The organism is Microbacterium festucae (genome assembly GCF_025421715.1).
GTDB classification, from domain to species: domain Bacteria; phylum Actinomycetota; class Actinomycetes; order Actinomycetales; family Microbacteriaceae; genus Microbacterium; species Microbacterium festucae.
Genome location: NZ_JAOEFC010000002.1, coordinates 146,320 through 168,475 on the forward strand (window position 1 = coordinate 146,320; position 22,156 = coordinate 168,475).

A 22,156-nucleotide genomic window follows, 5' to 3' on the forward strand; every position below is an offset into this window, starting at 1 on the left:
CGTGGACGTGCGATGGACGAGAGGTAGCGTGGGGCGGGTGGAGATCGAGCAACGGGGCCTGTGGTTCGAGGAGTTCACGGTCGGCGACGTCTATGCGCACCGGCCGGGGCGCACCGCCACCGAGTCCGACAACGTGCTGTTCAGTGCGCTGACGATGAACACGCAGGCTCTGCACCTGGATGCCGCGTTCGCGGCGACCCAGCCGTTCGGGCAGCGGCTGATGAACTCGCTGTGGACCCTGTCGACCATGATCGGCGCGTCGGTGTCGCAGCTGACGCAGGGCACCCTCGTCGCCCAGCTCGGGCTCACCGACATCCGCTTCCCGGCGCCGCTGTTCCACGGCGACACCCTCACCGTGCAGACCGAGATCACCGGCGCGCGCCTCTCGGCGTCGCGGCCGGGGCAGGGGATCGTGACGATGCAGCACACCGGACGCAACCAGCACGGCGAGGTCGTCGCCGTCGCCACCCGCACCGCCCTCATGTGGTGCGCGCCGAGCGGCGATGCCGCCGAGGTCGGCGAGGGGGTCCCCGCATGAGCGCGTTCCCGTTCGGGCCGGCGCTGCTGTTCTGCCCGGCCGACCGCCCCGACCGGTTCGCGAAGGCCGCCGAACGCTCCGACGCCGTGATCATCGACCTCGAAGACGCCGTGGCCGCCGACGCCAAGGTCGCCGCGCGCGGCCACCTCATCGACGCGCACCTCGACCCGCAGCGCACGATCGTGCGGGTGAACCCCACCGACACCGCGGCGTTCGCCGCCGACATGGCCACGCTCTCCCAGACCGACTACCGCACGATCATGGTCGCCAAGGCGGAGTCCGCCAAGCAGCTGGGGCGCATCGACCCGAGGTTCGAGGTCATCGCGATCTGCGAGACCGCCCGCGGCGTGGCATCCGCCGAGAAGATCGCCGCCGTTCCGGGGGTCATCGCCCTCATGTGGGGCTCGGAAGACCTCATCGCCTCGCTCGGCGGCACGTCCAGCCGCAAGCCGCGCAGTTCGGGCGAGCCCGGCGGATACCGCAGTGTCGTGCGTTACGCCCGCTCGCGGGTGCTCATCGCCGCCGGTGCCCGCGGGAAGGCCGCGATCGACGCCGTGCACCTCGACATCGCCGACCTGAAGGGCCTGCGCCGCGAGGCGACGGATGCCGCGGCCAGCGGCTTCGCGGCCACGGGCTGCATCCACCCCTCGCAGGTCGAGGTGGTGCGCGCCGCCTACCGCCCCGACCCCGCGACCCTCGCCTGGGCCCAGCGCCTGCTGTCCGCCGCCGAGGGCGGACCGGGCGTCTTCACCTTCGAAGGCCGCATGATCGACGAACCGCTGCTGCGCCACGCCCGCACCGTGCTCGCCCGCGCCTGAGCCGCCGCGACAGCGGCGCGCCCGCGCCCGAGGCGCCGCGGCTCGCCCGCGAGAGAACACTGGAGCGCCGAGAGGACGGGTGCCGCCCGTTCCCTCGGCGCCCCGTTGTTCTCTCGCCGACGGATCGGCAGTCAGCGCCCGGATGCTGGACCCCGAGGACCGCGGTGTGGGGGAGCGGGGGGCTTGCGGCCGCATCCGGATCGGAGGCTGGCGCGCAGATCGGAGGGGGGCACCGGGATCGGAGGTTTCGGGCGGGAAGCTCCGAGAAGGATGCGGTGCTCCGAGAACCGTGGGGGCACAGGCCCGCGGCCAGGTGACCCAGGGGGCGGATGCCGCGGGCCCGGCCGCTCGACCTCGTGCAGCACCGGGGCCACAGCCCGGCCCCACCCCTCGTCAGGCGGGGATCGGGGCGTAGTCGATGAGCCGCAGGCGCTCGCGCTCGAGGAAGAACGTGTGCGTCGAGCCGTTGGCCAGGCGCTCGCCGGGCGCGGGGAACTCGCCCCCGGTGGCGTGGCGGATGAGCTCGCGGATGAGCGCGCCGTGGGCGACGATGACCAGCGACGGGGCCGCGGGGGCGGTCTGCCGGCGCGCGTCGCGCACGGCGGCGCGCAGACCGGTGACGGCGCGGGTGCGCACGTCCTCCCACGGCGCGGCGCCGGGCACCTGCGCGGTGACCCACTCGCCCCAGCGCTCGGCGAACTCGACGTCGGTCGCGCCCTCGGCCTCGCCGTAGCCGCGCTCGCGCAGCTCGGGGTAGGTGCGGTGGGCCCCCGCGCCGAGCTCGGCGGCGATGATGCGGGCGGTCTCGTCGGCACGCGAGAGGTCGCTGGAGGCGACCACGAGGGGCTCCTGACCGGCGAGCTCGACGCGCAGGCGCCGGCCGGTCTCGAGCGCCTGGGCGCGTCCGGTGTCGTTGAGGGGGATGTCGGTGGAGCCCTGGATGCGCCGACGGCGGTTCCAGTCGGTCTCGCCGTGGCGCACGAGGGTGAGAGTGGTCACCCTTCGAGCCTAGATCGGTCCACGAGCCCCCGGCGCCGCGGCGCCCGATGCGGCCGCTCGACCTCGTTCAGCCCGCGGAAGCGAGGGCGGTGGTCAGGGCGCGCAGCACCTCGCTGGTGCCGGCGTCGATCTTGACGGTCGCCTTCTTGTCGACGCGCGTCTCCCCGCGGTTGACGATCACGATCGGCAGGCGGCGGCGCCGCGCGCGCTCGACCAGGCGCACGCCGGAGTTCACCACGAGCGACGACCCCGCCACGAGCAGCGCGTCGCTGCCGCTCAGCAGCTGCTCGGCCTCGGCGAACTTGTCGACCGGGATGTACTCGCCGAAGAAGACGACGTCGGGCTTGAGCATGCCGCCGCAGACGCTGCACGCGGGCACGACGAACCCGTCCGAGGATGCCGGGAGCACGTCGCCGTCGGGGCCGAGCTCGACGTTGTCGGGCACTGCGATCCAGGGGTTGTCGGCCTCGACGCGCACGGCCAGGTCGCGGCGGTCGAAGACCTGCCCGCAGTGGGTGCAGTACACCCGGCGCATGGTGCCGTGCAGCTCGACGACGCGGCGGCTGCCGGCGCGCAGATGCAGCCCGTCGACGTTCTGGGTGATGACGCCGGAGGCGACCCCCGACCGTTCGAGCTCGGCCAGGGCGAGGTGCCCGCCGTTGGGGGAGGCGGCGGCGAAGGCCTTCCAGCCGAGGTGGCTGCCCACCCAGTAGCGCCGGCGGGCGGCGTCGGAGGAGAGGAACTGCTGCGCGGTCATGGGGGTGCGCGTCGGCGCGCCCTTGCCGCGATAGTCGGGGATGCCGGAGTCGGTGGACACGCCGGCGCCGGTGAGCACCGCGATGCGGCGCCCTGCCAGCGCCTCGACGGCGCGGCCGACGAGGGCCGTCGCGGCCGGATCCAGCTCGAGCACCGTGGTCATCCCTCACCCCTTCGCTTCCCCGGGCCGAGCCTACGCCTGTCGGTTTACCGGCTTGTTACGCGCTCACCGGCGGGAGCGGACGTGGAAGAGTGGGTGGATGCCCGTGATCCGGATCGACGACCCCGCCGACCCGCGCCTGGCCGACTACCGCGACCTCACCGACGTCGCCCTGCGGCGGGTGCTCGAACCCGCCGGCGGCCTCTACATCGCCGAATCCGCGAAGGTGATCGCCCGTGCCGTGGGCGCCGGTCACCGGCCGCGGTCGGTGCTGGTGCAGCCCAAGTGGCTGGGCGAGGTGGAGCTTCTGGCCGGCGAGGCGCCCGTGTACGTCGTGACGGATGCCGTGGCCGAACAGCTCACCGGCTATGCGGTGCACCGGGGGGCGCTGGCCGCGATGCACCGGCCCGACCTGCCGTCGGTGGCCGATGTCGTCGGCGGGGCGCGCACCGTGCTGATCCTCGAAGACATCGTCGACCACACCAACGTGGGCGCCGCCTTCCGCGCCGCCGCCGGTCTCGGCGCCGACGCGGTGCTGGTCACGCCGCGGTGCGCCGACCCGCTCTACCGCCGCAGCGTGCGGGTGAGCATGGGGACGGTCTTCCAGGTGCCGTGGACGCGCCTTCCCGAGTGGCCCGAGGCCCGCGGCATCCTCCACGACGCCGGACTGCACCTGGCCGCCCTCGCGCTCGCCGACGGCGCCGTGCCGCTGGACGAGTTCGTGGCCGCCCGTCCCGAACGGGTGGCGCTGCTCATGGGCGCCGAGGGCGATGGCCTCTCGCGGCGCGCGCTGGAGGCGGCCGACACCGTCGTGACGATCCCGATGGCCGGCGGTGTGGACTCGCTCAACGTCGCGGCTGCGGCGGCCGTGGCCCTCTGGGCCCTGCGCTGATCGGCGCGCGGGCTCAGACCGGCGTGCCCGGTCCGGCGCCGCGGTCCTGACCGGGGGCCTCGAGGAACACCGGCAGGGCATCGGGACGCTTGGCGGTGATGTGGTCGCCCGACGACTGGTGCCGCACCCGGCGCAGCACCCACGGCATGAGGAACTCCCGCGCCCACACCAGGTCGCCGGCCCGCGCGGCCCGCCAGGTGCGCAGCGGCAGCGGGTCGGGCTGCATCGGCTGCAGGTCGTTGGGCACGTTCAGGGCGCGCAGCACCATGCGGGCCACCTCGTGGTGGCCGAGCGTGTTGTAGTGCAGGCGGTCGTCGTCGAAGAAGCGCATGTCCTGCACCTCCTTGAGGGCCCACTGGTCGGCGACGATGCAGTCGTAGCGGTCGGCGATCGCGCGGATGTTCTCGTTGTAGATCGCCACGCGGCCGCGGATGCCGCGGAAGACGGGCGTGAAGTTCGTGTCGATGCCCGTGAACACCACGAGGTTCGCGCCCTGCGACGACAGCCGCACGACGGCGTCCTCGAACCGCTCGGCCACGGCATCCGGGTCGGCGCCGGGACGGATGACGTCGTTGCCGCCCGCCGAAAGGGTCACCAGGTCGGGCTTGAGGGCGAGGGCCGGCTCGATCTGGTCGTCGATGATCTGGCCGATGAGCTTGCCGCGCACCGCGAGGTTGGCGTAGGCGAAGTCGTCGACCTGCGTCGAGAGCACCTCGGCGACGCGGTCGGCCCAGCCGCGCAGCCCGTTGGGGGCGGCGGGGTCGGGGTCGCCGACGCCCTCGGTGAACGAATCGCCGATCGCGACCATCCGGCGCCAGGGGTGCGAATCGGGGTTGGGGGTGTACGGCGTGCGACGGTCGTCGGGGGACGGATCGTTGTTGCCCATGGTGCTCCTCACCTCGTCGGTGCCCTCCGAGGCTACCGGGCCGCCGCCTCCGGGCGGGAGTCCGGCCTCCGGGGAGGCCGGTGCCGGGGGATCTCGGCCCGCGGTGTCGGCGGGAGCATTTAGGGTGGTCACTCGTGGCAGAGGAGGGGCAGGTGGCGCAGGCGGACGACGAGCAGACCCACTTCGGCAGCTTCGCCGCCGAGCATCTGTCGCCGTCGTTCCCGCAGCGCGCTCCGTGGGGAACCGCCCAGAACCTGCGTGCCTGGCAGGCCGAGGCCCTCGAGACGTACTTCTCCGCCGACGGTCCCGACGGTCCCGGCTCGGGCCCCCGCGACTTCCTGGCCGCGGCCACCCCCGGCGCCGGCAAGACCACGTTCGCGCTGCGTCTGGCCTCCGAGCTGCTGCGCCGCGGCGTCGTCGACCGCCTCGTGGTCGTCGCCCCCACCGAGCACCTCAAGACCCAGTGGGCCGACGCGGCGGCGCGCGTGGGCATCCGCCTCGATCCACGCTTCAGCAACCGCCACGGGATGCCGTCGCGCCAGTACCACGGCATCGCGGTGACCTACGCGCAGGTCGCGGTGAAGGCCTCGGTGCACAAGCACATCACCGACAGCGCGCGCACGCTGGTCGTGCTCGACGAGGTGCACCACGGCGGCGACGCCCTCAGCTGGGGCGACGCGCTGCGCGAGGCGTACGGCCGGGCCACCCGCCGCCTGCTGCTGAGCGGCACGCCCTTCCGCTCCGACACCGCGCCCATCCCGTTCGTCGAGTACCACCCCAACGAGAAGGGCATCCGCCTCTCGCGCACCGACTACAACTACGGCTACGGGCGCGCCCTGGCCGACGGCGTCGTGCGCCCGGTGCTGTTCCTCGTCTACGCCGGCAAGATGCGCTGGCGCACCCGCGCCGGCGACGAGCTGGAAGCCCACCTCGGGCAGGACAACACCAAAGACGTCAACGCGCAGGCCTGGCGCACCGCCCTCGACCCCGAGGGGGACTGGATCCCCGCGGTGCTCGCCTCGGCCGACCGCCGCCTCACCGAGGTGCGCGAAGACGTGCCCGACGCGGGGGGACTGGTCATCGCGACCGACCAGACCGCCGCGCGCGCCTACGCCGCGATCCTGCGCGGTCTCACCGGCGAGCAGCCCGCCGTCGTCCTCTCCGACGACAAGGCGGCCTCGGGGCGCATCGAGCAGTTCTCCGGCGCGACCACCCGCTGGATGGTCGCGGTGCGCATGGTCTCCGAGGGTGTCGATGTTCCCCGTCTGGCGGTGGGCGTCTACGCCACCAGCGCCTCGACGCCGCTGTTCTTCGCCCAGGCGATCGGCCGCTTCGTGCGGGCGCGGCGCCGCGGCGAGACGGCATCGGTGTTCCTGCCGCACGTGCCGCAGCTCATGGGGCTGGCCGGCGAGATGGAGCGCGAGCGCGACCACGCCCTCGACCGCGACACCGACGGCGACGACGACGGCCTCGAAGACACGCTGCTGGCCGAGGCCGAGCGCGAGGAGAAGGCCTCCGACGAGCTCACCGAGGAGTTCAGCTACCAGGCCCTCGGCTCGGTCGCCCACTTCGACCGGGTGCTGTTCGACGGCAAGGAGTTCGGTCAGCTCGCCGTGCCCGGCAGCCCCGAAGAGGAGGAGTTCCTGGGCATTCCGGGCCTGCTCGAGCCCGAGCACGTGCACGAGCTGCTCATGCAGCGCCAGTCGCGCCAGTCGCGGCACCGCCGGGCCCGCGAGGCGCAGGAGCGCGACAGCGACACCCCCTCCGAACAGCCGGATGCCGGGATCCCGGCGCCGCTGCACCGCACGCTGCGCGAACAGCGCCAGCTGCTCAACAGCCTCGTCGGGCTCTACGCCCGGCAGTCGGGCGAGCAGCACGGTCTCGTGCACGCCGAGCTGCGCCGCATCTGCGGCGGCCCCGAGGTGGCCCGCGCCACCGTCGCGCAGCTGCAGTCGCGCATCGACGTGCTGCGCTCGCGCGTGCGGGCCTGACCGGGCCTCCGCCCCCACCCGCGCGCAGCCCGCGCGGTTCGGATCCCCGAAATGCTGGCAATCGCGGCATCCGGGCGATCCGGCGCCATCGGCGCGGTTAGCGTGGATCGTCCGCCGGCACCGCGTCGGGGCCCTGCGGACACCCGCTGAGACCGAGGAGCGCCACGTGGCCACGCCCCCCATGCCCGCCCCCGCCGACCCGACCCCGCGCGACCGTCGCCGGTGGGCGCAGTACCTGGTCGACGAGCGCGCCGAGGCGCGCCTGTACCGCGAGATGGCCGCCCGCCGCACCGGGGAGGACCGCGAGATCCTCATCGCGCTCGCCGAGGCCGAGGGGCGCCACGAGGCGCACTGGCTCGAGCTGCTGGGCGAGGAGCCCGCCCGGCTGCCGCGGGAGAGCGCCGGCTCGTACCTGCTCGGCTGGATGGCGCGCCGCTTCGGGTCGATCTTCGTGCTCGCCCTCGCCCAGAACGCCGAGGGGCGCTCGCCCTACGAGAGCGAGCCGTTCGCCACGGCCCGGATGGCCGCCGACGAGAAGGTGCACCGCGAGGTCGTGCGGGGGCTCGCCGCGCGCGGGCGCCGCCGACTGTCGGGCACCTTCCGCGCCGCCGTGTTCGGCGCCAACGACGGCCTGGTCTCCAACCTCGCCCTCGTGATGGGCATCGGCGCGACCGGCGCCGCCCCGCAGTTCGTCCTCTTCAGCGGTGTCGCGGGCCTGCTGGCGGGCGCGCTGTCGATGGGGGCGGGGGAGTACGTGTCGGTGCGGTCGCAGCGCGAGCTGCTGGATGCCACCGAGCCCAGCGACTACGCCGACGCCGCCCTCCCCGACCTCGACCTCGACGTCAACGAGTTCGCGCTCGTCTTCCGCGCCCGCGGCATCCCCGCCGACGAGGCCGCCGCGCAGGCGCGCCAGGCCGTCGCCCACGCGCACAGCGCCGACCGGTCGGTGCCGTACCGCCGCCCCGCCGAGGAACGCGGCGATCATGAGACGGTGGGCAGCGCCCTGGGCGCGGCCGGCTCGAGCTTCCTGTTCTTCGCGTCGGGCGCCGTCATCCCGGTGCTGCCGTGGCTGTTCGGCCTCAACGGCCTTCCCGCGGTGCTGGTGGCCCTCGTGCTCGTGGGGCTGTCGCTGCTGGCCACCGGCGCCACCGTCGGGCTGCTCTCGGGCGCCCCGCCGCTGCGGCGGGGCCTGCGCCAGCTCGCGATCGGCTTCGGCGCGGCGGCGGTCACCTACCTGCTCGGGCTGCTGTTCGGCGTCTCCCTGGGCTGACACCGGGCTGACGCCGGGCTGACGCGAGGCTGACGCGACGCGCCCGGCGAGCCACGCCCGGCCCTCGATTCTCGGTTGCGCACGGAACGTGGTATCGTCGATCCTCGGTTGCGAAACCGGAAACACCACCTGCGCGGGTGGCGGAATAGGTAGACGCGCTAGCTTGAGGTGCTAGTGCCCGTATAGGGCGTGGGGGTTCAAGTCCCCCCTCGCGCACAGATGAAAAGGGTCCCGTCAGGGGCCCTTTTCTCATTTCCCCGGCGATGTGCCGAGCGCCGCACCGGTAGCGTGGGGCGCATGTCTGCGGAAGCCTCCGAGTACCCCGAGGTCGTGCGCGTCGCGCGCGATCTCATCCGGTTCGACACCACCAACTGGGGGGAGGGGCGCTCCCGCGGCGAGCGCGAGGCCGCCGAGTACGTGGGGGCGTATCTGGAGGCGCTCGGGCTGAGCGTGGAGTACTACGAGCCCATCCCGCGCCGCACCAACGTGGTCGCCCGCGTCGCCGGTCGCGACCGCTCCAAGCCCGCCCTCGTGCTGCACGGCCACCTCGATGTCGTCCCCGCCGTCGCCGAGGACTGGTCGGTCGATCCCTTCGAGGGCGTCATCCGCGACGGCCTGCTGTGGGGGCGCGGCGCGGTGGACATGAAGGACATGGACGCCATGATCCTCACCTCGCTCGCCGAGCTGCTGCGCGCCGGCGAGCAGCCCGAGCGCGACATCATCGTCACCTTCTTCGCCGACGAGGAGAACGGCGGCGTCGAGGGCTCGCAGCTGGTCGTGCGCGACCGCCCGCACTGGTTCGCGGGCGCCACCGAGGCCATCAGCGAGGTGGGCGGCTACTCGATCCCCGTGGGCGACCGCCGTGCCTACCTGCTGCAGGTGGGGGAGAAGGCCCTGGTCTGGATGCGCCTGCGCGCCACCGGCACCGCCGGTCACGGCAGCCGCTTCCACCCCGACAACGCCGTGACGCGGCTGGCCGAGGCCGTCGCCGCGCTCGGGCGCACCTCGTGGCCGGTCGAGCTGACCGCCACCACGCGGCAGACCGTCGCCGGCCTCGCCGCGCTGTGCGGCCTCGACCCGGCCGACCCGGATGCCGTCGCCGACGCGACCGGCCCCGCCGCGGGCTTCCTGCGCTCGACGTTCCGCACCACGTCCAACCCCACCGGCCTCACCGCAGGCTACAAGCACAACGTCATCCCGGATGCCGCCAGCGCGACCATCGACGTGCGCACCCTGCCCGGGCAGGAAGACGCGGTGCTCGCCCAGATCCAGCGCATCGTCGGCGACGACGTGGTGGTGGAGATCAGCCACCGCGACATCGGACTGGAGGTGCCGTTCGAGGGCGCCCTGGTGGACGCGATGGTGCAGGCCCTCGGCCGTCACGACCCCGGCATCCCGGTGCTGCCCTACCTGATGGGCGGCGGCACCGACAACAAGGCCCTCGCCGAGCTCGGCATCGCCGGATACGGCTTCGCCCCGTTGCGCCTCCCCGCCGACATCGACTTCACGGGTATGTTCCACGGGGTGGACGAGCGCGTGCCGCTGGACGCGCTCGTGTTCGGCCAGCGCGTGCTGACCGATCTGCTGCGCACCTACTGATCCACCCCGCGCACCGACCTGGGAAGGCCGCCCATGCTGTTCGAAGCCATCATCCTCGGCATCGTCCAGGGACTCACCGAGTTCCTGCCGATCTCGTCGAGCGCGCACCTGCGCATCGTCGGCGAGTTCCTGCCCGCGGCCACCGACCCGGGCGCGACGTTCACCGCCATCACCCAGATCGGCACCGAGCTCGCGGTGCTCGTGTACTTCTTCAAGCGCATCATGCGCATCATCGGCCGCTGGTTCCGCTCGCTGACCGGTGCGGTGCCCCGCAACGACCCCGACGCCCGGATGGGCTGGATCGTCATCATCGGCACCCTGCCCATCGGCATCCTGGGCTTCCTCTTCCAGGACGTCATCCGCGACACGTTCCGCAACCTCTGGCTCGTGGCGATCGTGCTGATCGTGTTCGGCCTCATCCTCGGTGTTGCCGATGCGCTGGGCCGGCGCACCCGCAACGAAGAGGACCTCACCTACCGTCACGGCCTCGCGCTCGGTTTCGCCCAGGCGCTGGCGCTCATCCCCGGCGTCTCGCGCTCGGGTGCGACGACGACGATGGGACTGGCGCTCGGGTACACGCGTCCCGCCGCCGCCGAGGTCGCCTTCCTGCTGGCGGTGCCGGCCGTGTTCGGCAGCGGCGTCTACGAGCTCTACCACGCCATCAAAGAGCCGGGCTCGGCGGTGTTCACCATGGCCGAGACCGCCCTGGCGACCGGCATCGCCTTCGCCGTGGGCCTGGCCGTCATCGCCTTCCTCATGCAGTACCTCAAGCGCGGCAGCTTCCTGCCGTTCGTGGTCTACCGCGTGGTGCTGGGCATCGCGCTCATCGTGCTGCTGAGCATGGGCGTGCTGCAGGCCTACTGACCGCGGTGCGCCGGGCGGCGGCGCGGGCGTTCAGGAGACCTCGCGCAGCGCCGACTGGATGACGACCACGTCGTCGCCGTAGGCGCCGTCGGCGGCGTCCTGCAGGATGCCGTCGTCCCAGACGACCTGCACCCAGAGCCGGCCGTTCTGCGGCCACGAGCTCAGCGCCGCCGCACCGAGGTCGGCGTGCACCTCCTCCTGCACCCGCAGCAGCGTCGCCTCGTCGGCCGGGCCCGGCTCGCCGCCGGTGGGGTCGTCCGGGACCATCGGGTCGTAGAGGGCGAGCATGACCGGCGGCTGGGTGATCGTGAACGTCTCGCCGTCGTAGGTGCCCTGCACGGCGTAGGAGCCCCAGGTCACCCCCGCAGCGGTCTCCGACCCGTCGAGGCCGTCCCACTCCCACGCGGCCAGCGGCAGGCCCTGGCATTGCGGGGGGAACGACTCGGCCACCGGGCCCAGGCACAGCTGCGCCCCGTCGCCGTCGTCGAGCACCGTGCCCTGCGCGGTCACCTCGCCCTCCGGGAGCCCGGGCGTCGCCGTCGTCAGGCCGGGGGCGGCGCCGGGTTCGCGTGCGGCGGGGCCGCTCGCGCACCCGGCCGACCCGATCAGCAGCAGGGCGCCGGTGGCGGCGAGGACGACTCGGTGGGCGGCGGAACGCGTCATACCCCGAGAGTGTCACGGCGGCGGCGATCGTCTCAGCGGTGACGGGACGCATCCACGGGTGTAAAGTGTCCCCATGCGTGCAGGCTCGCTTCTTCTCCTTAGCCGCCGCGACGAGACCTCGTAATCAGGGCCTCCCTCGTCGCGGAGCTTGTCGTCGGCCCGTTACCCAGACGAGAGAAGAAACGACAACCATCATGGACAACACCCAGAAGCCGTCCGGGATGCCGGTGCACAAGTACCGCCCCTTCCACGAGCAGATCCGCGTCGAGCTGCCCGACCGCACCTGGCCCTCGCAGCGCATCGAGGTCGCCCCGCGCTGGTGCGCCGTCGACCTGCGCGACGGCAACCAGGCCCTGATCGACCCGATGAGCCCCGAGCGCAAGCGCGTGATGTTCGAGCTGCTCGTGAAGATGGGCTACAAGGAGATCGAGGTCGGGTTCCCGAGCGCGAGCCAGACCGACTTCGACTTCGTGCGGCAGCTCATCGAAGAGGGGCTCATCCCCGACGACGTCACCATCCAGGTGCTGACCCAGGCGCGCGAGCACCTGATCGAGCGCACCTACGAGTCGATCGCCGGCGCCAAGCAGGCCATCGTGCACCTCTACAACTCCACGAGCGTGCTCCAGCGCGAGGTGGTGTTCCGCACCGACAAGCAGGGCATCATCGACATCGCGCTCGAGGGCGCCCGGCTGTGCCGCGAGTTCGAGAAGCGCATCCCCGAGACGAAGGTGTTCTACGAGTACTCGCCCGAGTCGTACACCGGCACCGAGCTCGAGTTCGCCGTCGACGTGTGCAACCAGGTCATCGAGATCTTCGAGCCCACGCCCGAGCGCAAGGTGATCATCAACCTGCCGGCCACCGTCGAGATGGCCACCCCCAACGTCTACGCCGACTCCATCGAGTGGATGAGCCGCCACCTCGCCCACCGCGAGAACGTCATCCTGTCGCTGCACCCGCACAACGACCGCGGCACCGCCGTCGCCGCCGCCGAGCTCGGCTACATGGCCGGCGCCGACCGCATCGAAGGCTGCCTGTTCGGCAACGGCGAGCGCACCGGCAACGTCGACCTGGTCGCCCTCGGCATCAACCTGCTGACGCAGGGCATCGACCCGCAGATCGACTTCAGCGACATCGACCACGTCAAGCGCACCGCCGAGTACTGCAACCAGCTGCCCGTCCCCGAGCGCAGCCCCTGGGCCGGCGACCTCGTGTTCACCGCCTTCAGCGGCTCGCATCAGGATGCCATCAAGAAGGGCTTCGAGGCGATGGAGGCGCGGGCGGCGGCATCCGGCGTCACCGTCGACGAGATCGAGTGGGCCGTTCCCTACCTGCCGATCGACCCGAAGGACCTCGGCCGCTCCTACGAGGCCGTCATCCGCGTGAACTCGCAGTCGGGCAAGGGCGGCGTGGCCTACCTGCTCAAGAGCGACCACGCCATCGACCTGCCCCGCAAGCTGCAGATCGAGTTCTCGGGTGTCGTGCAGGCCAAGACCGACGCCGAGGGCGGCGAGGTCTCGAGCGACCAGATCTGGGCGATCTTCACCGACGAGTACCTGCCCGCCGCGGCGCAGGGCGACAAGTGGGGCCGCTTCGAGCTGCTGTCGACCCGCACCCAGAGCGACATGTCGGGCGAGGTCTCGCTCGAGGTCACCCTGCGCGACGGCGACGAGTCGATCGCCACGCGCGGTGTGGGCAACGGCCCCGTCTCGGCCTTCCTCGAGGTCGTGCGGGCACAGGGCTTCGACGTCACCCTCTACGACTACGTCGAGCACACCCTCAGCAGCGGCGGCGACGCCAATGCGGCCGCCTACGTCGAGCTGCAGGTCGACGGCGAGCGCCTGTGGGGCGTCGGCATCGACGGCGACATCTCGACGGCGAGCCTCAAGGCCATCGTCTCGGGCGTCAACCGCGCGATCCGCACCCGCGCGGCCGCCCCGTCGCTCGCCTCGGTCTGACCCGCGACCACCCGCACCGGGTGCCTCGGCGACACGTCGCCGCGGCACCCGGTTCTGCGTGCCGGGGGCACCGGGGCCGCTGCCTGCTCAGGGCTTGATGATCGGGATCGCCGAGGTCTCCACGGCGACCTTGCGCCGGTAGAGGGCGCGCTGCTCCGGCAGCGAGATGTCGAAGACGACGGCCAGCACCCGGATGACGGTGGTCACGGCCACGCCGACGACCGCAGCCCACACGGGGGCCAGGCCCAGCTCCTGGCTGACGGCGAGCACGAACGCCCCCGCCCCGGCGGCGACCGCGTAGAGCGACCCGACGTGCATGATCGCCACCGGCAGTCCCATGAGCACGTCGCGAAGCACCCCGCCCCCGGCCGCCGCGCACACCCCGACGAACACCGCCGGCACGAGAGGCAGGCCCAGTGCGAGCGCCTTGCTCGTGCCGAACGCGCCGAACAGGCCGATGACGAGCGCGTCGAGCCCGACGATCACCCGCGACAGCCGCTGGAAGATGCCGGCCAGCAGCATGCCGAACAGCGCCGCGCCCGTCGCCGTCAGCAGGTACCAGTTGCTCTGCAGGGTGACGGGTGTGGTGTTGAGCAGGAGGTCGCGGATGAGGCCGCCGCCCATGCCGATCATGATGCCGATGAGGGCGACCCCGAGGAAGTCGAGGCGCCGCTCGCCGCGGAAGCCGGAGGCGAACAGGGCGCCCTGGATGCCGCCGAGGCCGACGGCGATGAGGTCGGCCCACAGGGGGATCACGAAGATCGGCTCGGTCACGGCATCCATTCTCGGGCGCCGCCGGAGGGATGCGCACGCGCACCGCCGTGCGGCCTCCGCCCCGGCGTCGCAGGCGGCACCGATAATGGACGGGTGCCCACCTATCGCGACGAGGTCGTGGTCCTGCGCACCCACAAGCTGGGTGAAGCCGACCGGATCGTGACCCTCCTCAGCCGCCGCCACGGCAAAGTGCGCGCGGTGGCCAAGGGGGTGCGGCGCACGTCGTCGCGCTTCGGGGCGCGCCTGGAGCCGTTCATGGTCGCCGACGTGCAGCTCTACCAGGGGCGCTCGCTCGACATCGTGCAGCAGGCCGAGTCGCTGGGCTCGTACGGGGCCGAGATCGCCCTGCACTACGACCGCTACACCGCCGCCCACGCCATGGTCGAAGCCGCCGACCGTCTCAACGAGGCCGAGGCCACGCCCCACCAGTACCTGCTGCTGGTCGGGGGACTGCGCGCCCTCTCGCGCGGCGACCACGACTCCCGCGCGGTGCTGGACTCCTACCTGCTGCGGGCCATGTCGCTGTCGGGCTGGTCGCCCGCCCTCGACGCGTGCGCCCGCTGCGGCGCGCTGGGCCCGCACGACTGGTTCGTCGCGCAGCTGGGCGGCACGGTGTGCGCCGCCTGCGCTCCGGCGGGCGCCGCGCGGCTGCGCCCCGAGACCGGCGACCTGCTGCGCGCGCTCCTGGCGGGGGAGTGGGACATCGTCGACGAGGTGTCCGCACCGACCGCTGCGGCCGCCTCGGGGCTGGTCGCCGCCTACGCCCAGTGGCATCTGGAGCGCGGCATCCGCTCGCTCTCGCACGTGGAGGGGACCCGATGAGTCCGAAGCCGTACACCCACCGCGACGCGGTGCCCTACCGTCCGCTGGACTGGACCGGCGTGTACCCGCCGCAGTTCCCGCGGGGCGGGGTGCCCCAGCACGTGGCGATCGTCATGGACGGCAACGGCCGCTGGGCGAACCGTCGCGGCCTCACCCGCATCGAGGGGCACAAGGCGGGCGAGGAGGTGCTGCTCGACGTGGTCGCCGGCGCGGTGCAGGTGGGGGTCAAGAACCTCAGCGTCTACGCCTTCTCCACCGAGAACTGGGCGCGCTCGCCCGAGGAGGTTCGCTTCCTCATGGGATACAACCGCGACGTGCTGCACCGCCGGCGCGACCAGCTCAACGAATGGGGGGTGCGCATCCGCTGGGCCGGCCGCAAGCCGCGGCTGTGGGGCTCGGTGATCAAAGAGCTGCAGTTCGCCGAACAGCTCACCCGCGACAACGACGTGCTCACCCTCACGATGTGCGTCAACTACGGCGGCCGCCACGAGATCGTCGACGCGATGCGGGCGATGGGGGAGCAGATCGCCGCCGGGCGGCTCAAGCCCTCGGCCATCACCGAGAAGCTGCTGCGCAAGCACCTGTACGTGCCCGACATGCCCGACGTCGACCTGTTCCTGCGCTCCAGCGGCGAGCAGCGCACGTCGAACTTCCTGCTGTGGGAGGCCGCCTACGCCGAGATGGTGTTCCTCGACACGCTGTGGCCCGACTTCTCGCGCACCGAGCTGTGGCACGCCATCCAGGTCTACCTCGACCGCGACCGTCGCTTCGGCGGCGCCGTCGACACCCCCACCGCCTGACCCGGGGCGCTCAGGCGCCGTGCGCGGCCAGCCAGCGGCGCACCTCGCGCGGATGCCGCAGCCGCACGACCACCAGGTGCGGATACGTGCGCTGCAGCGCCGGCATCCGTTCGCGCCACGACCGGTGCGTGCGCGCCTCCCACCGCAGGATGTGCTCGTCGTCGGTGAAGATCGTGCGCAGCGGCGGCTCGACGTTGCCGTTCCACAGTGGCTCCCGGCGCACCGAGCGGCGCACGGTGCGCCGCAGCAGACGCGGCCAGGCGATGCGGCGCGGCAGGTCGAGCCACACGAGCAGCTGCGCGCGCCCGCCGAGAAGCGCCCCGGCGTCGGTGGACAGATAGTTCCACTCCGACACCCAGCGGTCACCGGCGGCGATCTGCCGCACATCGTCGACGAACTGCGGCCGCGGGGTCCAGTCGGGCCCGTGGTAGAGCGAGTCGAGTTCGGTGTAGGGCAGATTCCACGCCGCGGCCAGCCGGCGGGCGAGGGTCGACTTGCCGACGCCGGTGGTGCCCGAGATCAGCACGCGCGAGAGCGGCTGCGGCAGCGGGTCGTCGGCAGTGAGCACTCCGACAGCCTAGGGCGGCGGCGGCCGCGGGCGGCGGGGCCGGCGCATGCCGCCCGTGGAATAAACCGCATCGGGTGGGGTGTTGCACCCGACGTGACGGATGCCATCAAGATCGACGTGTGGAGTGACATCGCCTGCCCCTGGTGCTACATCGGCAAGCGCAACCTGGAGAACGGACTGGCCGCGGTCGCGGACGACCCCGACGCTCCGCAGGTGGAGGTGACGTACCACTCGTTCGAGCTCTCACCCGAGACGCCGGTCGACTTCGACGGCGACATCTCGACCTTCCTCGCCGAGCACAAGGGCATCTCCCGCGAGCAGGCCGCGCAGATGCACGAGCGCGTGACCGGCATCGCCGCCGAGGCGGGGCTGGAGTACCACTTCGACATCCTGCAGCACACCAACACCGTGAAGGCCCACGAGCTGCTGCACTACGCCAAGGAGCAGGGCCGCCAGGCGGAGATGAGCGAGCGGCTCATGTCGGCCTACTTCACCGAGGGCAAGCACGTCGGCCGCATCGACGACCTCGTGCAGCTGGCCGCCGAGGTCGGCCTCGACGCCGACGAGGCGCGCGCCGCCCTCGAATCGCAGCGCTACCTCGACGCCGTCCGCGCCGACCAGGCGCAGGCCACGGCCTACGGCATCCAGGGGGTGCCGTTCTTCGTGGTCGACGGCAAGTACGGGGTGTCGGGCGCGCAGCCCGCCGAGGCGTTCACGCAGATCGCCCGGCAGGTGTGGGCCGAGAAGCAGGCCTGAGCCCCTCGCGGGCCCGGCCGCGGGTCTGACCCGGGCCGGGTCAGGCCAGGCCGGCCTCGATCGCCTCGATGACCTCGGGGGCGTCGGGCTTGGTCTGCGGGCGGAAGCGGTGCACGTCGCCGCCGCGCGTGACCAGGAACTTCTCGAAGTTCCACATGACCGGGCCCTTGGCGCCTTCGGCGTTCTTGGCCTTCTTCAGCGCCTTGAACAGCGGAGCGGCGTGGGAGCCGTTGACCTTCACCTTGTCCATGACCGGGAAGCTCACGCCCCACGTCGTCGCGCAGTACTCGAGGATCTCGTCCATCGAGCCCGGCTCCTGCCCCATGAACTGGTTGCAGGGGAAGCCGACGACCCGCAGTCCCCGGTCGCCGTAGATGCGCTGCAGCTCTTCGAGCTGCTCGTACTGCGGGGTGAGGCCGCACTTCGAGGCGACGTTCACCACCAGCACGGCGCCGTCGCCGGCGAGGCCGGTGAGGGTCGTCTCGCTGCCGTCGGCGGCGAGGAAGGGGATGTCGCGGATGTCCACAGCAGCGGTGTCGGCCATGTTCTCCACGATAGGCCCGTCGTGCGCGCCTCGGATCGATCCGACTCTGGGAGAATGGACAGGATGTCCGACACCCTCGCCCCCGCACGCGCCCTGCGCATCGGCTCGATCGAGCTCGATGCGCCCGTGGTGCTCGCTCCGATGGCGGGCATCACCAACACCGCCTTCCGCCGGCTGTGCCGCGAGTACGGCGCCGGCCTCTACGTGTCGGAGATGATCACCACCCGCGCCCTCGTCGAGCGCAACGCGACGACGATGCGCCTGATCACCCACCACGAGTCCGAGACGCCGCGGTCGATCCAGCTCTACGGCGTCGACCCGGCCACCACCGAGGCGGCGGTGCGGATGCTGGTCGACGAAGACCGCGCCGACCACATCGACCTCAACTTCGGATGCCCCGTGCCGAAGGTCACGCGCAAGGGCGGTGGCGCCGCGCTGCCGTGGAAGCTCGGCCTGTTCCGCGAGATCGTCACCCGCGCCGCGCGCGCCGCCGGTGACGTGCCGCTGACCGTGAAGATGCGCAAGGGCATCGACCCCGACCACCTCACCTACCTCGACGCCGGCCGCATCGCCGAAGACGCCGGGGTGGCCGCCGTGGCGCTGCACGCCCGCACCGCCGCCGAGTTCTACTCCGGCACCGCCGACTGGAGCGCGATCGCGGCGCTCAAGGAGGCGGTCACGAGCATCCCGGTGCTCGGCAACGGCGACATCTGGTCGGCGGGCGACGCCGTGCGCATGATGGCCGAGACCGGCTGCGACGGCGTCGTGGTCGGCCGCGGCTGCCTCGGACGCCCCTGGCTGTTCGGCGACCTCGCCGAGGCGTTCGGCGCCGAGCACATCACCGTCGACGCGACGCTCGGGTTCGTCGCCCGCGCCTTCCGTCGTCACGCCGAACTGCTCGTGGAGTTCTTCGAGGACGAGGGCCGCGGCTGCCGCGACATCCGCAAGCACGTCGCCTGGTACTTCAAGGGCTACCCGGTCGGCGGCGACACCCGCGCGCGGCTCGCGACGGCCTCGTCGCTGGCCGAGTTCGACGACATCCTCGCCACCCTCGACCTCGACGCGCCCTATCCCGGCGCCGCCGCCGAGGGTCAGCGCGGCCGCGCCGGCACGCCCAAGCGCCCGGCGCTGCCGGACCGCTGGCTCGAATCGCGGGACCTCGACGCGGCGCAGTCCAGCGCCATCGCCGACGCGGAGCTCGACCACAGTGGTGGCTGAGGCCGGCGTGCGCGTGGCCGGCGTCGGGGTCTCCCCGGGGCGCCCGACCGGCTACGACGAGCACGACGCCGACAGGTTCCACCCCGAGCAGCACCGCTCGCAGCGCGACGGGTTCGCCCGCGACCGCGCCCGCGTGCTGCATTCGGCCGCCCTGCGGCGCCTCGCCTCCAAGACGCAGGTGCTCAGCCCCGCCAGCCCCGCCGACTTCGCGCGCAACCGGCTCACCCACTCGCTCGAGGTCGCCCAGGTCGGCCGCGAGCTGGCGCTGGCCCTCGAGCTGTCGCCCGACGTGGTCGACACCGCCTGCCTCAGCCACGACATCGGCCACCCGCCGTTCGGGCACAACGGCGAGCGCGCGCTCAACGACTGGGCCGAGGACTTCGGCGGGTTCGAGGGCAACGCGCAGACCCTGCGCATCCTGTCGCGCCTGGAGCCGAAGGTGCAGGGCGCAGACGGCACGTCGTTCGGGCTGAACCTCACCCGGGCGAGCCTGGATGCCTCGTGCAAGTACCCGTGGACGGTGGAGCACGCCGTGCCCGACCCGGGCGGCCGCCAGAAGTTCGGCGTGTACCCCGAGGACGAGGCGGTCTTCCACTGGCTGCGTCAGGGCGCGCCCGGGCGCGTGCGCTGCATCGAGGCCGAGGTGATGGACCTCTCGGACGACATCGCCTACTCGGTGCACGACCTCGAAGACGCGATCCTCAACGGCTACCTCGACCCGCGGCGCCTCACCGATCCGCGTGAGCGCGAGGCGCTGCTCAGCGCCATCCAGAGCTGGGTGGGGCGGGGCTTCAGCCGCGACGAGCTCGCCGACGCGCTCTACCGGCTGACGCTGCTGCCGGAGTGGCTCTCCAGCTACGACGGGTCGCGTTCGGCCGTCGCCAACCTCAAGAACCTCACGAGCGACCTCATCGGCCGCTTCGCCCGTGCGGCCACCGCCGCCACCCGCGAGCACTACAGCACCCCCGTGCTCACCCGCTACCGCGGCCGCGTCATCGTGCCGCGGGTGATCGAGGCCGAGATGGCGGTGCTGAAGGGCGTCATCGGCGCCTTCGTGGTGTCGATCGAAGGCCGCAAGGGGCTCTACAAGGAGCAGCGCCGGGTGCTGGGGCGCCTGGCGACCGCGCTCTGGGAGCGCCCCGACCACCTCGACGCCCTGCACGCCGAGGACTTCGCCGCCGCCGACGGCGACGATGCGCGCCGCCGCGTGGTCGTCGACCAGGTCGCGAGCCTCACCGACCGCTTCGCCATCGAATGGCACGCGCGCCTCATCGGTCCCGTCGACCTGCGCGAGCTGGGGCTGCGCTCCAGCGACGGCCGCAGCATCCTCCCGTCCGGCTTCGCCCTTCCCGAGCCGCTCGAGGGACTCTGATGGCGCGCATCCGGCAGGCCGACGTCGACGAGGTCAAGGCGCGCACCAACATCGCCGACATCGTGGGCGAGCGGGTGGCGCTGAAGTCGGCGGGCGTCGGATCGCTCAAGGGTCTGTGCCCCTTCCACGACGAGCGCAGCCCGAGCTTCCACGTGCGCCCGCAGGTGGGCTACTACCACTGCTTCGGATGCGGCGAGTCGGGCGACGTGTACTCGTTCCTGCGCGCGATGGACCACCTCTCGTTCACAGAGACGGTCGAACGCCTCGCGGGCCGGATCGGCTACCAGCTGCACTACGAAGACGGGGGAGCGGCCCCCGAGACGAGCGGACGCACCCGGCTGTACGCCGCCAACACCGCCGCCGCCGAGTGGTATCGCACCCAGCTGGCGGGGGCCGAGGCCGAGGCCGGCCGCCGGTTCCTGGGGGAGCGGGGCTTCGACGCGGGAGCGGCGGCGCACTTCGGCGTGGGCTACGCCCCGAAGGGGTGGAACGGCCTGCGCGACGCGATGCGCGCGCAGGGGTTCACCGACGAGGAGCTCACCACGGCGGGTCTGCTCTCGCAGGGCCAGCGCGGCGTCTACGACCGCTTCCGCGGGCGCGTCGTGTGGCCCATCCGCGACGTCACCGGCCAGACCATCGGCTTCGGTGCCCGGCGCCTCTACGACGACGACCAGGGGCCCAAGTACCTCAACACCCCCGAGACGCCGATCTACAAGAAGGCGCAGGTGCTCTACGGCCTCGACCTGGCCAAGAAGTCGATCTCCCGCGACCACCGCGTCGTCGTGGTCGAGGGCTACACCGACGTCATGGCCTGCCACCTGGCGGGGGTCACCACCGCGATCGCCAGCTGCGGCACCGCCTTCGGCTCCGACCACATCACGGTGCTGCGCCGCGTGATGGGCGACGACTCGGCATCCGGCGAGGTCGTCTTCACCTTCGACCCGGATGCCGCGGGCCAGAAGGCGGCGCTGCGCGCCTTCGGCGACGAGAAGCGGTTCGCCGCGCAGACCTACGTCGCCGTCGCCCCCGACGGCCTCGACCCGTGCGATCTGCGCCTCATGCGCGGCGACGGCGCCGTGCGCAGCCTCATCCAGACCAAGGCGCCGATGTTCGAGTTCGTCATCGACCAGCGACTGGCCGGGTTCGACCTCGGCACCGTCGAGGGGCGCGTCGGCGCGCTGCGCGCCGCGGCCCCCATCGTCGCCGACATCCGCGACCCCGCTCTGCGCCCCGGCTACACGCGGGTGCTCGCCCGCAAGCTCGGCCTCGACCTGTCGGAGGTCACCCCCGCCGTCGAACGCGCTGCGCGCGCCTCCCGCGCCGCCGCCGCGCCCGGCGCCACCGCCGGGGCACCGGCCGCACCGGGCGCTCGTCAGAGCCCCGCAGGCCCGGGCGCCGCGGCCGCCGACGACGCGGCATCCGCACCGCTGGCGCGGGTGACCATCGCGAGCCTGCCGCGCAACGCCGACGTGTCGACCGAGCGCGACGCGCTCATGGGCATCCTGCAGTACGGGCACCAGCTCGAGCCGGCCGCCGTCGACGCCGCCCTCGCGCTGCCGATGACCCACCCCGCGTTGGAGGCGGTGCGCCAGGCCGTGCTCGCCCAGCCCGACCGCACCCGCATCGGGTGGTCGTCGCAGGCCGCCGAGGCCACCCGCGAGCCGTACCGGTCGCTGGCCGTCGAACTGCTCACGGGCGTGTTCCCCGCCCTCAGCGAGGCCGAGGCGCTCGCCTCGACGCGCGCGCTGTGCGTGCACCTGCAGGTGCGCGCGCTCGACCGCCGCAAGCACGAGCTGCTGGGAGCCATCCAGCGCGTTCCCGCCGACTCGGCCGAGGGGCGCGAGGTGCGCGTGGCGCTGCGCGACCTCGACCGCCAGCGCGCCGCGCTCATCGAGGCCCGGTAGCGGGCCG

The 22,156-nt window shown here is 72.8% G+C and carries 21 protein-coding genes and 1 tRNA gene; 15 read left to right on the forward strand and 7 right to left on the reverse strand.

All coding sequences use genetic code 11. The features are described from left to right. Positions 1-37: 37 nt before the first annotated feature. Together N3K63_RS06865 and N3K63_RS06870 are read left to right on the forward strand one after the other, a co-directional pair. The gene (locus N3K63_RS06865; protein ID WP_390895121.1) at positions 38-538 is read left to right on the forward strand and encodes a MaoC family dehydratase; all 501 of its coding nucleotides are present in this window, start codon (positions 38-40) and stop codon (positions 536-538) included. After that, positions 535-1,356 carry an HpcH/HpaI aldolase/citrate lyase family protein gene (locus N3K63_RS06870; RefSeq protein WP_261579427.1) on the forward strand — a complete coding sequence of 274 codons (822 nt, stop codon included), beginning with the start codon at positions 535-537 and terminating at the stop codon, positions 1,354-1,356. Before N3K63_RS06865 ends, N3K63_RS06870 begins: the two co-directional genes overlap by 4 nt. 393 nt (positions 1,357-1,749) lie before the next feature. Here N3K63_RS06870 and N3K63_RS06875 read toward each other — a convergent pair whose 3' ends face one another. Together N3K63_RS06875 and N3K63_RS06880 are read right to left on the reverse strand one after the other, a co-directional pair. After that, positions 1,750-2,355, reverse strand: coding sequence for a histidine phosphatase family protein (locus N3K63_RS06875; RefSeq protein WP_261579428.1), 606 nt, complete (start codon positions 2,353-2,355; stop codon positions 1,750-1,752). Between the two features lie 67 nt (positions 2,356-2,422). Next, positions 2,423-3,274, reverse strand: coding sequence for a Sir2 family NAD-dependent protein deacetylase (locus N3K63_RS06880; protein WP_261579429.1), 852 nt, complete (start codon positions 3,272-3,274; stop codon positions 2,423-2,425). A gap of 97 nt (positions 3,275-3,371) precedes the next feature. Here N3K63_RS06880 and N3K63_RS06885 point away from each other — a divergent pair, with 97 nt between their 5' ends. Continuing rightward, positions 3,372-4,163: a TrmH family RNA methyltransferase gene (locus N3K63_RS06885; protein WP_261579430.1), complete on the forward strand. Its 792-nt coding sequence runs from the start codon at positions 3,372-3,374 to the stop codon at positions 4,161-4,163. A 13-nt stretch (positions 4,164-4,176) separates the two neighbouring features. Here N3K63_RS06885 and N3K63_RS06890 read toward each other — a convergent pair whose 3' ends face one another. Further along, positions 4,177-5,049: an SGNH/GDSL hydrolase family protein gene (locus N3K63_RS06890; RefSeq protein WP_261579431.1), complete on the reverse strand. Its 873-nt coding sequence runs from the start codon at positions 5,047-5,049 to the stop codon at positions 4,177-4,179. Positions 5,050-5,183: 134 nt separating this feature from the next. Between N3K63_RS06890 and N3K63_RS06895 the strand changes: the two genes are divergently transcribed. The 5 genes from N3K63_RS06895 (at position 5,184) to N3K63_RS06915 (ending at position 10,773) form a co-directional block, all read left to right on the forward strand. Further along, entirely contained in the window at positions 5,184-7,040 is a 1,857-nt protein-coding gene (locus tag N3K63_RS06895) for a DEAD/DEAH box helicase (protein ID WP_261579432.1), read from the forward strand. 181 nt (positions 7,041-7,221) lie between these two features. Further along, positions 7,222-8,310: a VIT1/CCC1 transporter family protein gene (locus N3K63_RS06900; protein WP_261580059.1), complete on the forward strand. Its 1,089-nt coding sequence runs from the start codon at positions 7,222-7,224 to the stop codon at positions 8,308-8,310. 131 nt (positions 8,311-8,441) lie between these two features. Further along, positions 8,442-8,526 (forward strand) — tRNA-Leu (locus N3K63_RS06905). A gap of 81 nt (positions 8,527-8,607) precedes the next feature. Further along, complete coding sequence (locus N3K63_RS06910) at positions 8,608-9,909, forward strand: M20/M25/M40 family metallo-hydrolase (RefSeq protein WP_261579433.1); 1,302 nt, start codon at positions 8,608-8,610, stop codon at positions 9,907-9,909. Between the two features lie 33 nt (positions 9,910-9,942). After that, positions 9,943-10,773, forward strand: a complete 831-nt coding sequence (locus N3K63_RS06915) for an undecaprenyl-diphosphate phosphatase (RefSeq protein WP_261579434.1) — start codon at positions 9,943-9,945, stop codon at positions 10,771-10,773. 30 nt (positions 10,774-10,803) lie between these two features. On the opposite strand, the gene N3K63_RS06920 is transcribed toward N3K63_RS06915, so the two are convergent. Beyond that, the gene (locus N3K63_RS06920) at positions 10,804-11,436 is read right to left on the reverse strand and encodes a hypothetical protein (protein WP_261579435.1); all 633 of its coding nucleotides are present in this window, start codon (positions 11,434-11,436) and stop codon (positions 10,804-10,806) included. Between the two features lie 194 nt (positions 11,437-11,630). On the opposite strand from N3K63_RS06920, the gene leuA reads away from it, so the two are divergent. Next, positions 11,631-13,391 carry a 2-isopropylmalate synthase gene (leuA, locus tag N3K63_RS06925; RefSeq protein ID WP_261579436.1) on the forward strand — a complete coding sequence of 587 codons (1,761 nt, stop codon included), beginning with the start codon at positions 11,631-11,633 and terminating at the stop codon, positions 13,389-13,391. Between the two features lie 87 nt (positions 13,392-13,478). On the opposite strand, the gene N3K63_RS06930 is transcribed toward leuA, so the two are convergent. Further along, on the reverse strand, positions 13,479-14,165 hold the full coding sequence (locus N3K63_RS06930) for a trimeric intracellular cation channel family protein (protein ID WP_261579437.1): 687 nt from the start codon (positions 14,163-14,165) through the stop codon (positions 13,479-13,481). A gap of 93 nt (positions 14,166-14,258) precedes the next feature. Here N3K63_RS06930 and recO point away from each other — a divergent pair, with 93 nt between their 5' ends. Together recO and N3K63_RS06940 are read left to right on the forward strand one after the other, a co-directional pair. Next, positions 14,259-14,987, forward strand: coding sequence for a DNA repair protein RecO (gene recO / locus N3K63_RS06935; protein ID WP_261579438.1), 729 nt, complete (start codon positions 14,259-14,261; stop codon positions 14,985-14,987). Next, on the forward strand, positions 14,984-15,787 hold the full coding sequence (locus tag N3K63_RS06940) for an isoprenyl transferase (protein WP_261579439.1): 804 nt from the start codon (positions 14,984-14,986) through the stop codon (positions 15,785-15,787). The genes recO and N3K63_RS06940 overlap by 4 nt, the downstream gene beginning before the upstream one ends. Positions 15,788-15,797: 10 nt before the next feature. Here N3K63_RS06940 and N3K63_RS06945 read toward each other — a convergent pair whose 3' ends face one another. Then, positions 15,798-16,355, reverse strand: a complete 558-nt coding sequence (locus N3K63_RS06945; RefSeq protein ID WP_261579440.1) for an AAA family ATPase — start codon at positions 16,353-16,355, stop codon at positions 15,798-15,800. Between the two features lie 93 nt (positions 16,356-16,448). On the opposite strand from N3K63_RS06945, the gene N3K63_RS06950 reads away from it, so the two are divergent. Further along, entirely contained in the window at positions 16,449-17,111 is a 663-nt protein-coding gene (locus N3K63_RS06950; RefSeq protein WP_261579441.1) for a DsbA family oxidoreductase, read from the forward strand. Between the two features lie 40 nt (positions 17,112-17,151). Here the strand turns inward: N3K63_RS06950 and N3K63_RS06955 are convergent, their stop codons facing one another. Then, positions 17,152-17,655, reverse strand: a complete 504-nt coding sequence (locus N3K63_RS06955) for a glutathione peroxidase (RefSeq protein ID WP_261579442.1) — start codon at positions 17,653-17,655, stop codon at positions 17,152-17,154. A 63-nt stretch (positions 17,656-17,718) separates the two neighbouring features. Between N3K63_RS06955 and dusB the strand changes: the two genes are divergently transcribed. Genes dusB through dnaG form a run of 3 tightly spaced genes read left to right on the forward strand, consistent with a single transcriptional unit; the run spans position 17,719 to position 22,149 of the window. Continuing rightward, the gene (dusB, locus tag N3K63_RS06960; RefSeq protein WP_261579443.1) at positions 17,719-18,873 is read left to right on the forward strand and encodes a tRNA dihydrouridine synthase DusB; all 1,155 of its coding nucleotides are present in this window, start codon (positions 17,719-17,721) and stop codon (positions 18,871-18,873) included. Further along, entirely contained in the window at positions 18,866-20,245 is a 1,380-nt protein-coding gene (locus tag N3K63_RS06965; protein WP_261579444.1) for a deoxyguanosinetriphosphate triphosphohydrolase, read from the forward strand. Before dusB ends, N3K63_RS06965 begins: the two co-directional genes overlap by 8 nt. Beyond that, on the forward strand, positions 20,245-22,149 hold the full coding sequence (gene dnaG, locus N3K63_RS06970; protein WP_261579445.1) for a DNA primase: 1,905 nt from the start codon (positions 20,245-20,247) through the stop codon (positions 22,147-22,149). Before N3K63_RS06965 ends, dnaG begins: the two co-directional genes overlap by 1 nt. Positions 22,150-22,156 lie beyond the last annotated feature (7 nt).

Excerpts from the sequence above, each read along its gene's own strand:
- N3K63_RS06870 (WP_261579427.1), top strand. The coding sequence starts at position 535 with ATGAGCGCGTTCCCGTTCGGGCCGGCGCTGCTGTTCTGCCCGGCCGAC.
- N3K63_RS06915 (WP_261579434.1), top strand. The coding sequence starts at position 9,943 with ATGCTGTTCGAAGCCATCATCCTCGGCATCGTCCAGGGACTCACCGAG.
- leuA (WP_261579436.1), top strand. The coding sequence starts at position 11,631 with ATGGACAACACCCAGAAGCCGTCCGGGATGCCGGTGCACAAGTACCGC.
- N3K63_RS06920 (WP_261579435.1), bottom strand. The coding sequence starts at position 11,436 with ATGACGCGTTCCGCCGCCCACCGAGTCGTCCTCGCCGCCACCGGCGCC.
- dusB (WP_261579443.1), top strand. The coding sequence starts at position 17,719 with ATGTCCGACACCCTCGCCCCCGCACGCGCCCTGCGCATCGGCTCGATC.
- N3K63_RS06890 (WP_261579431.1), bottom strand. The coding sequence starts at position 5,049 with ATGGGCAACAACGATCCGTCCCCCGACGACCGTCGCACGCCGTACACC.
- dnaG (WP_261579445.1), top strand. The coding sequence starts at position 20,245 with ATGGCGCGCATCCGGCAGGCCGACGTCGACGAGGTCAAGGCGCGCACC.
- N3K63_RS06900 (WP_261580059.1), top strand. The coding sequence starts at position 7,222 with ATGCCCGCCCCCGCCGACCCGACCCCGCGCGACCGTCGCCGGTGGGCG.
- N3K63_RS06885 (WP_261579430.1), top strand. The coding sequence starts at position 3,372 with ATGCCCGTGATCCGGATCGACGACCCCGCCGACCCGCGCCTGGCCGAC.
- N3K63_RS06880 (WP_261579429.1), bottom strand. The coding sequence starts at position 3,274 with ATGACCACGGTGCTCGAGCTGGATCCGGCCGCGACGGCCCTCGTCGGC.
- N3K63_RS06955 (WP_261579442.1), bottom strand. The coding sequence starts at position 17,655 with ATGGCCGACACCGCTGCTGTGGACATCCGCGACATCCCCTTCCTCGCC.
- N3K63_RS06910 (WP_261579433.1), top strand. The coding sequence starts at position 8,608 with ATGTCTGCGGAAGCCTCCGAGTACCCCGAGGTCGTGCGCGTCGCGCGC.
- N3K63_RS06940 (WP_261579439.1), top strand. The coding sequence starts at position 14,984 with ATGAGTCCGAAGCCGTACACCCACCGCGACGCGGTGCCCTACCGTCCG.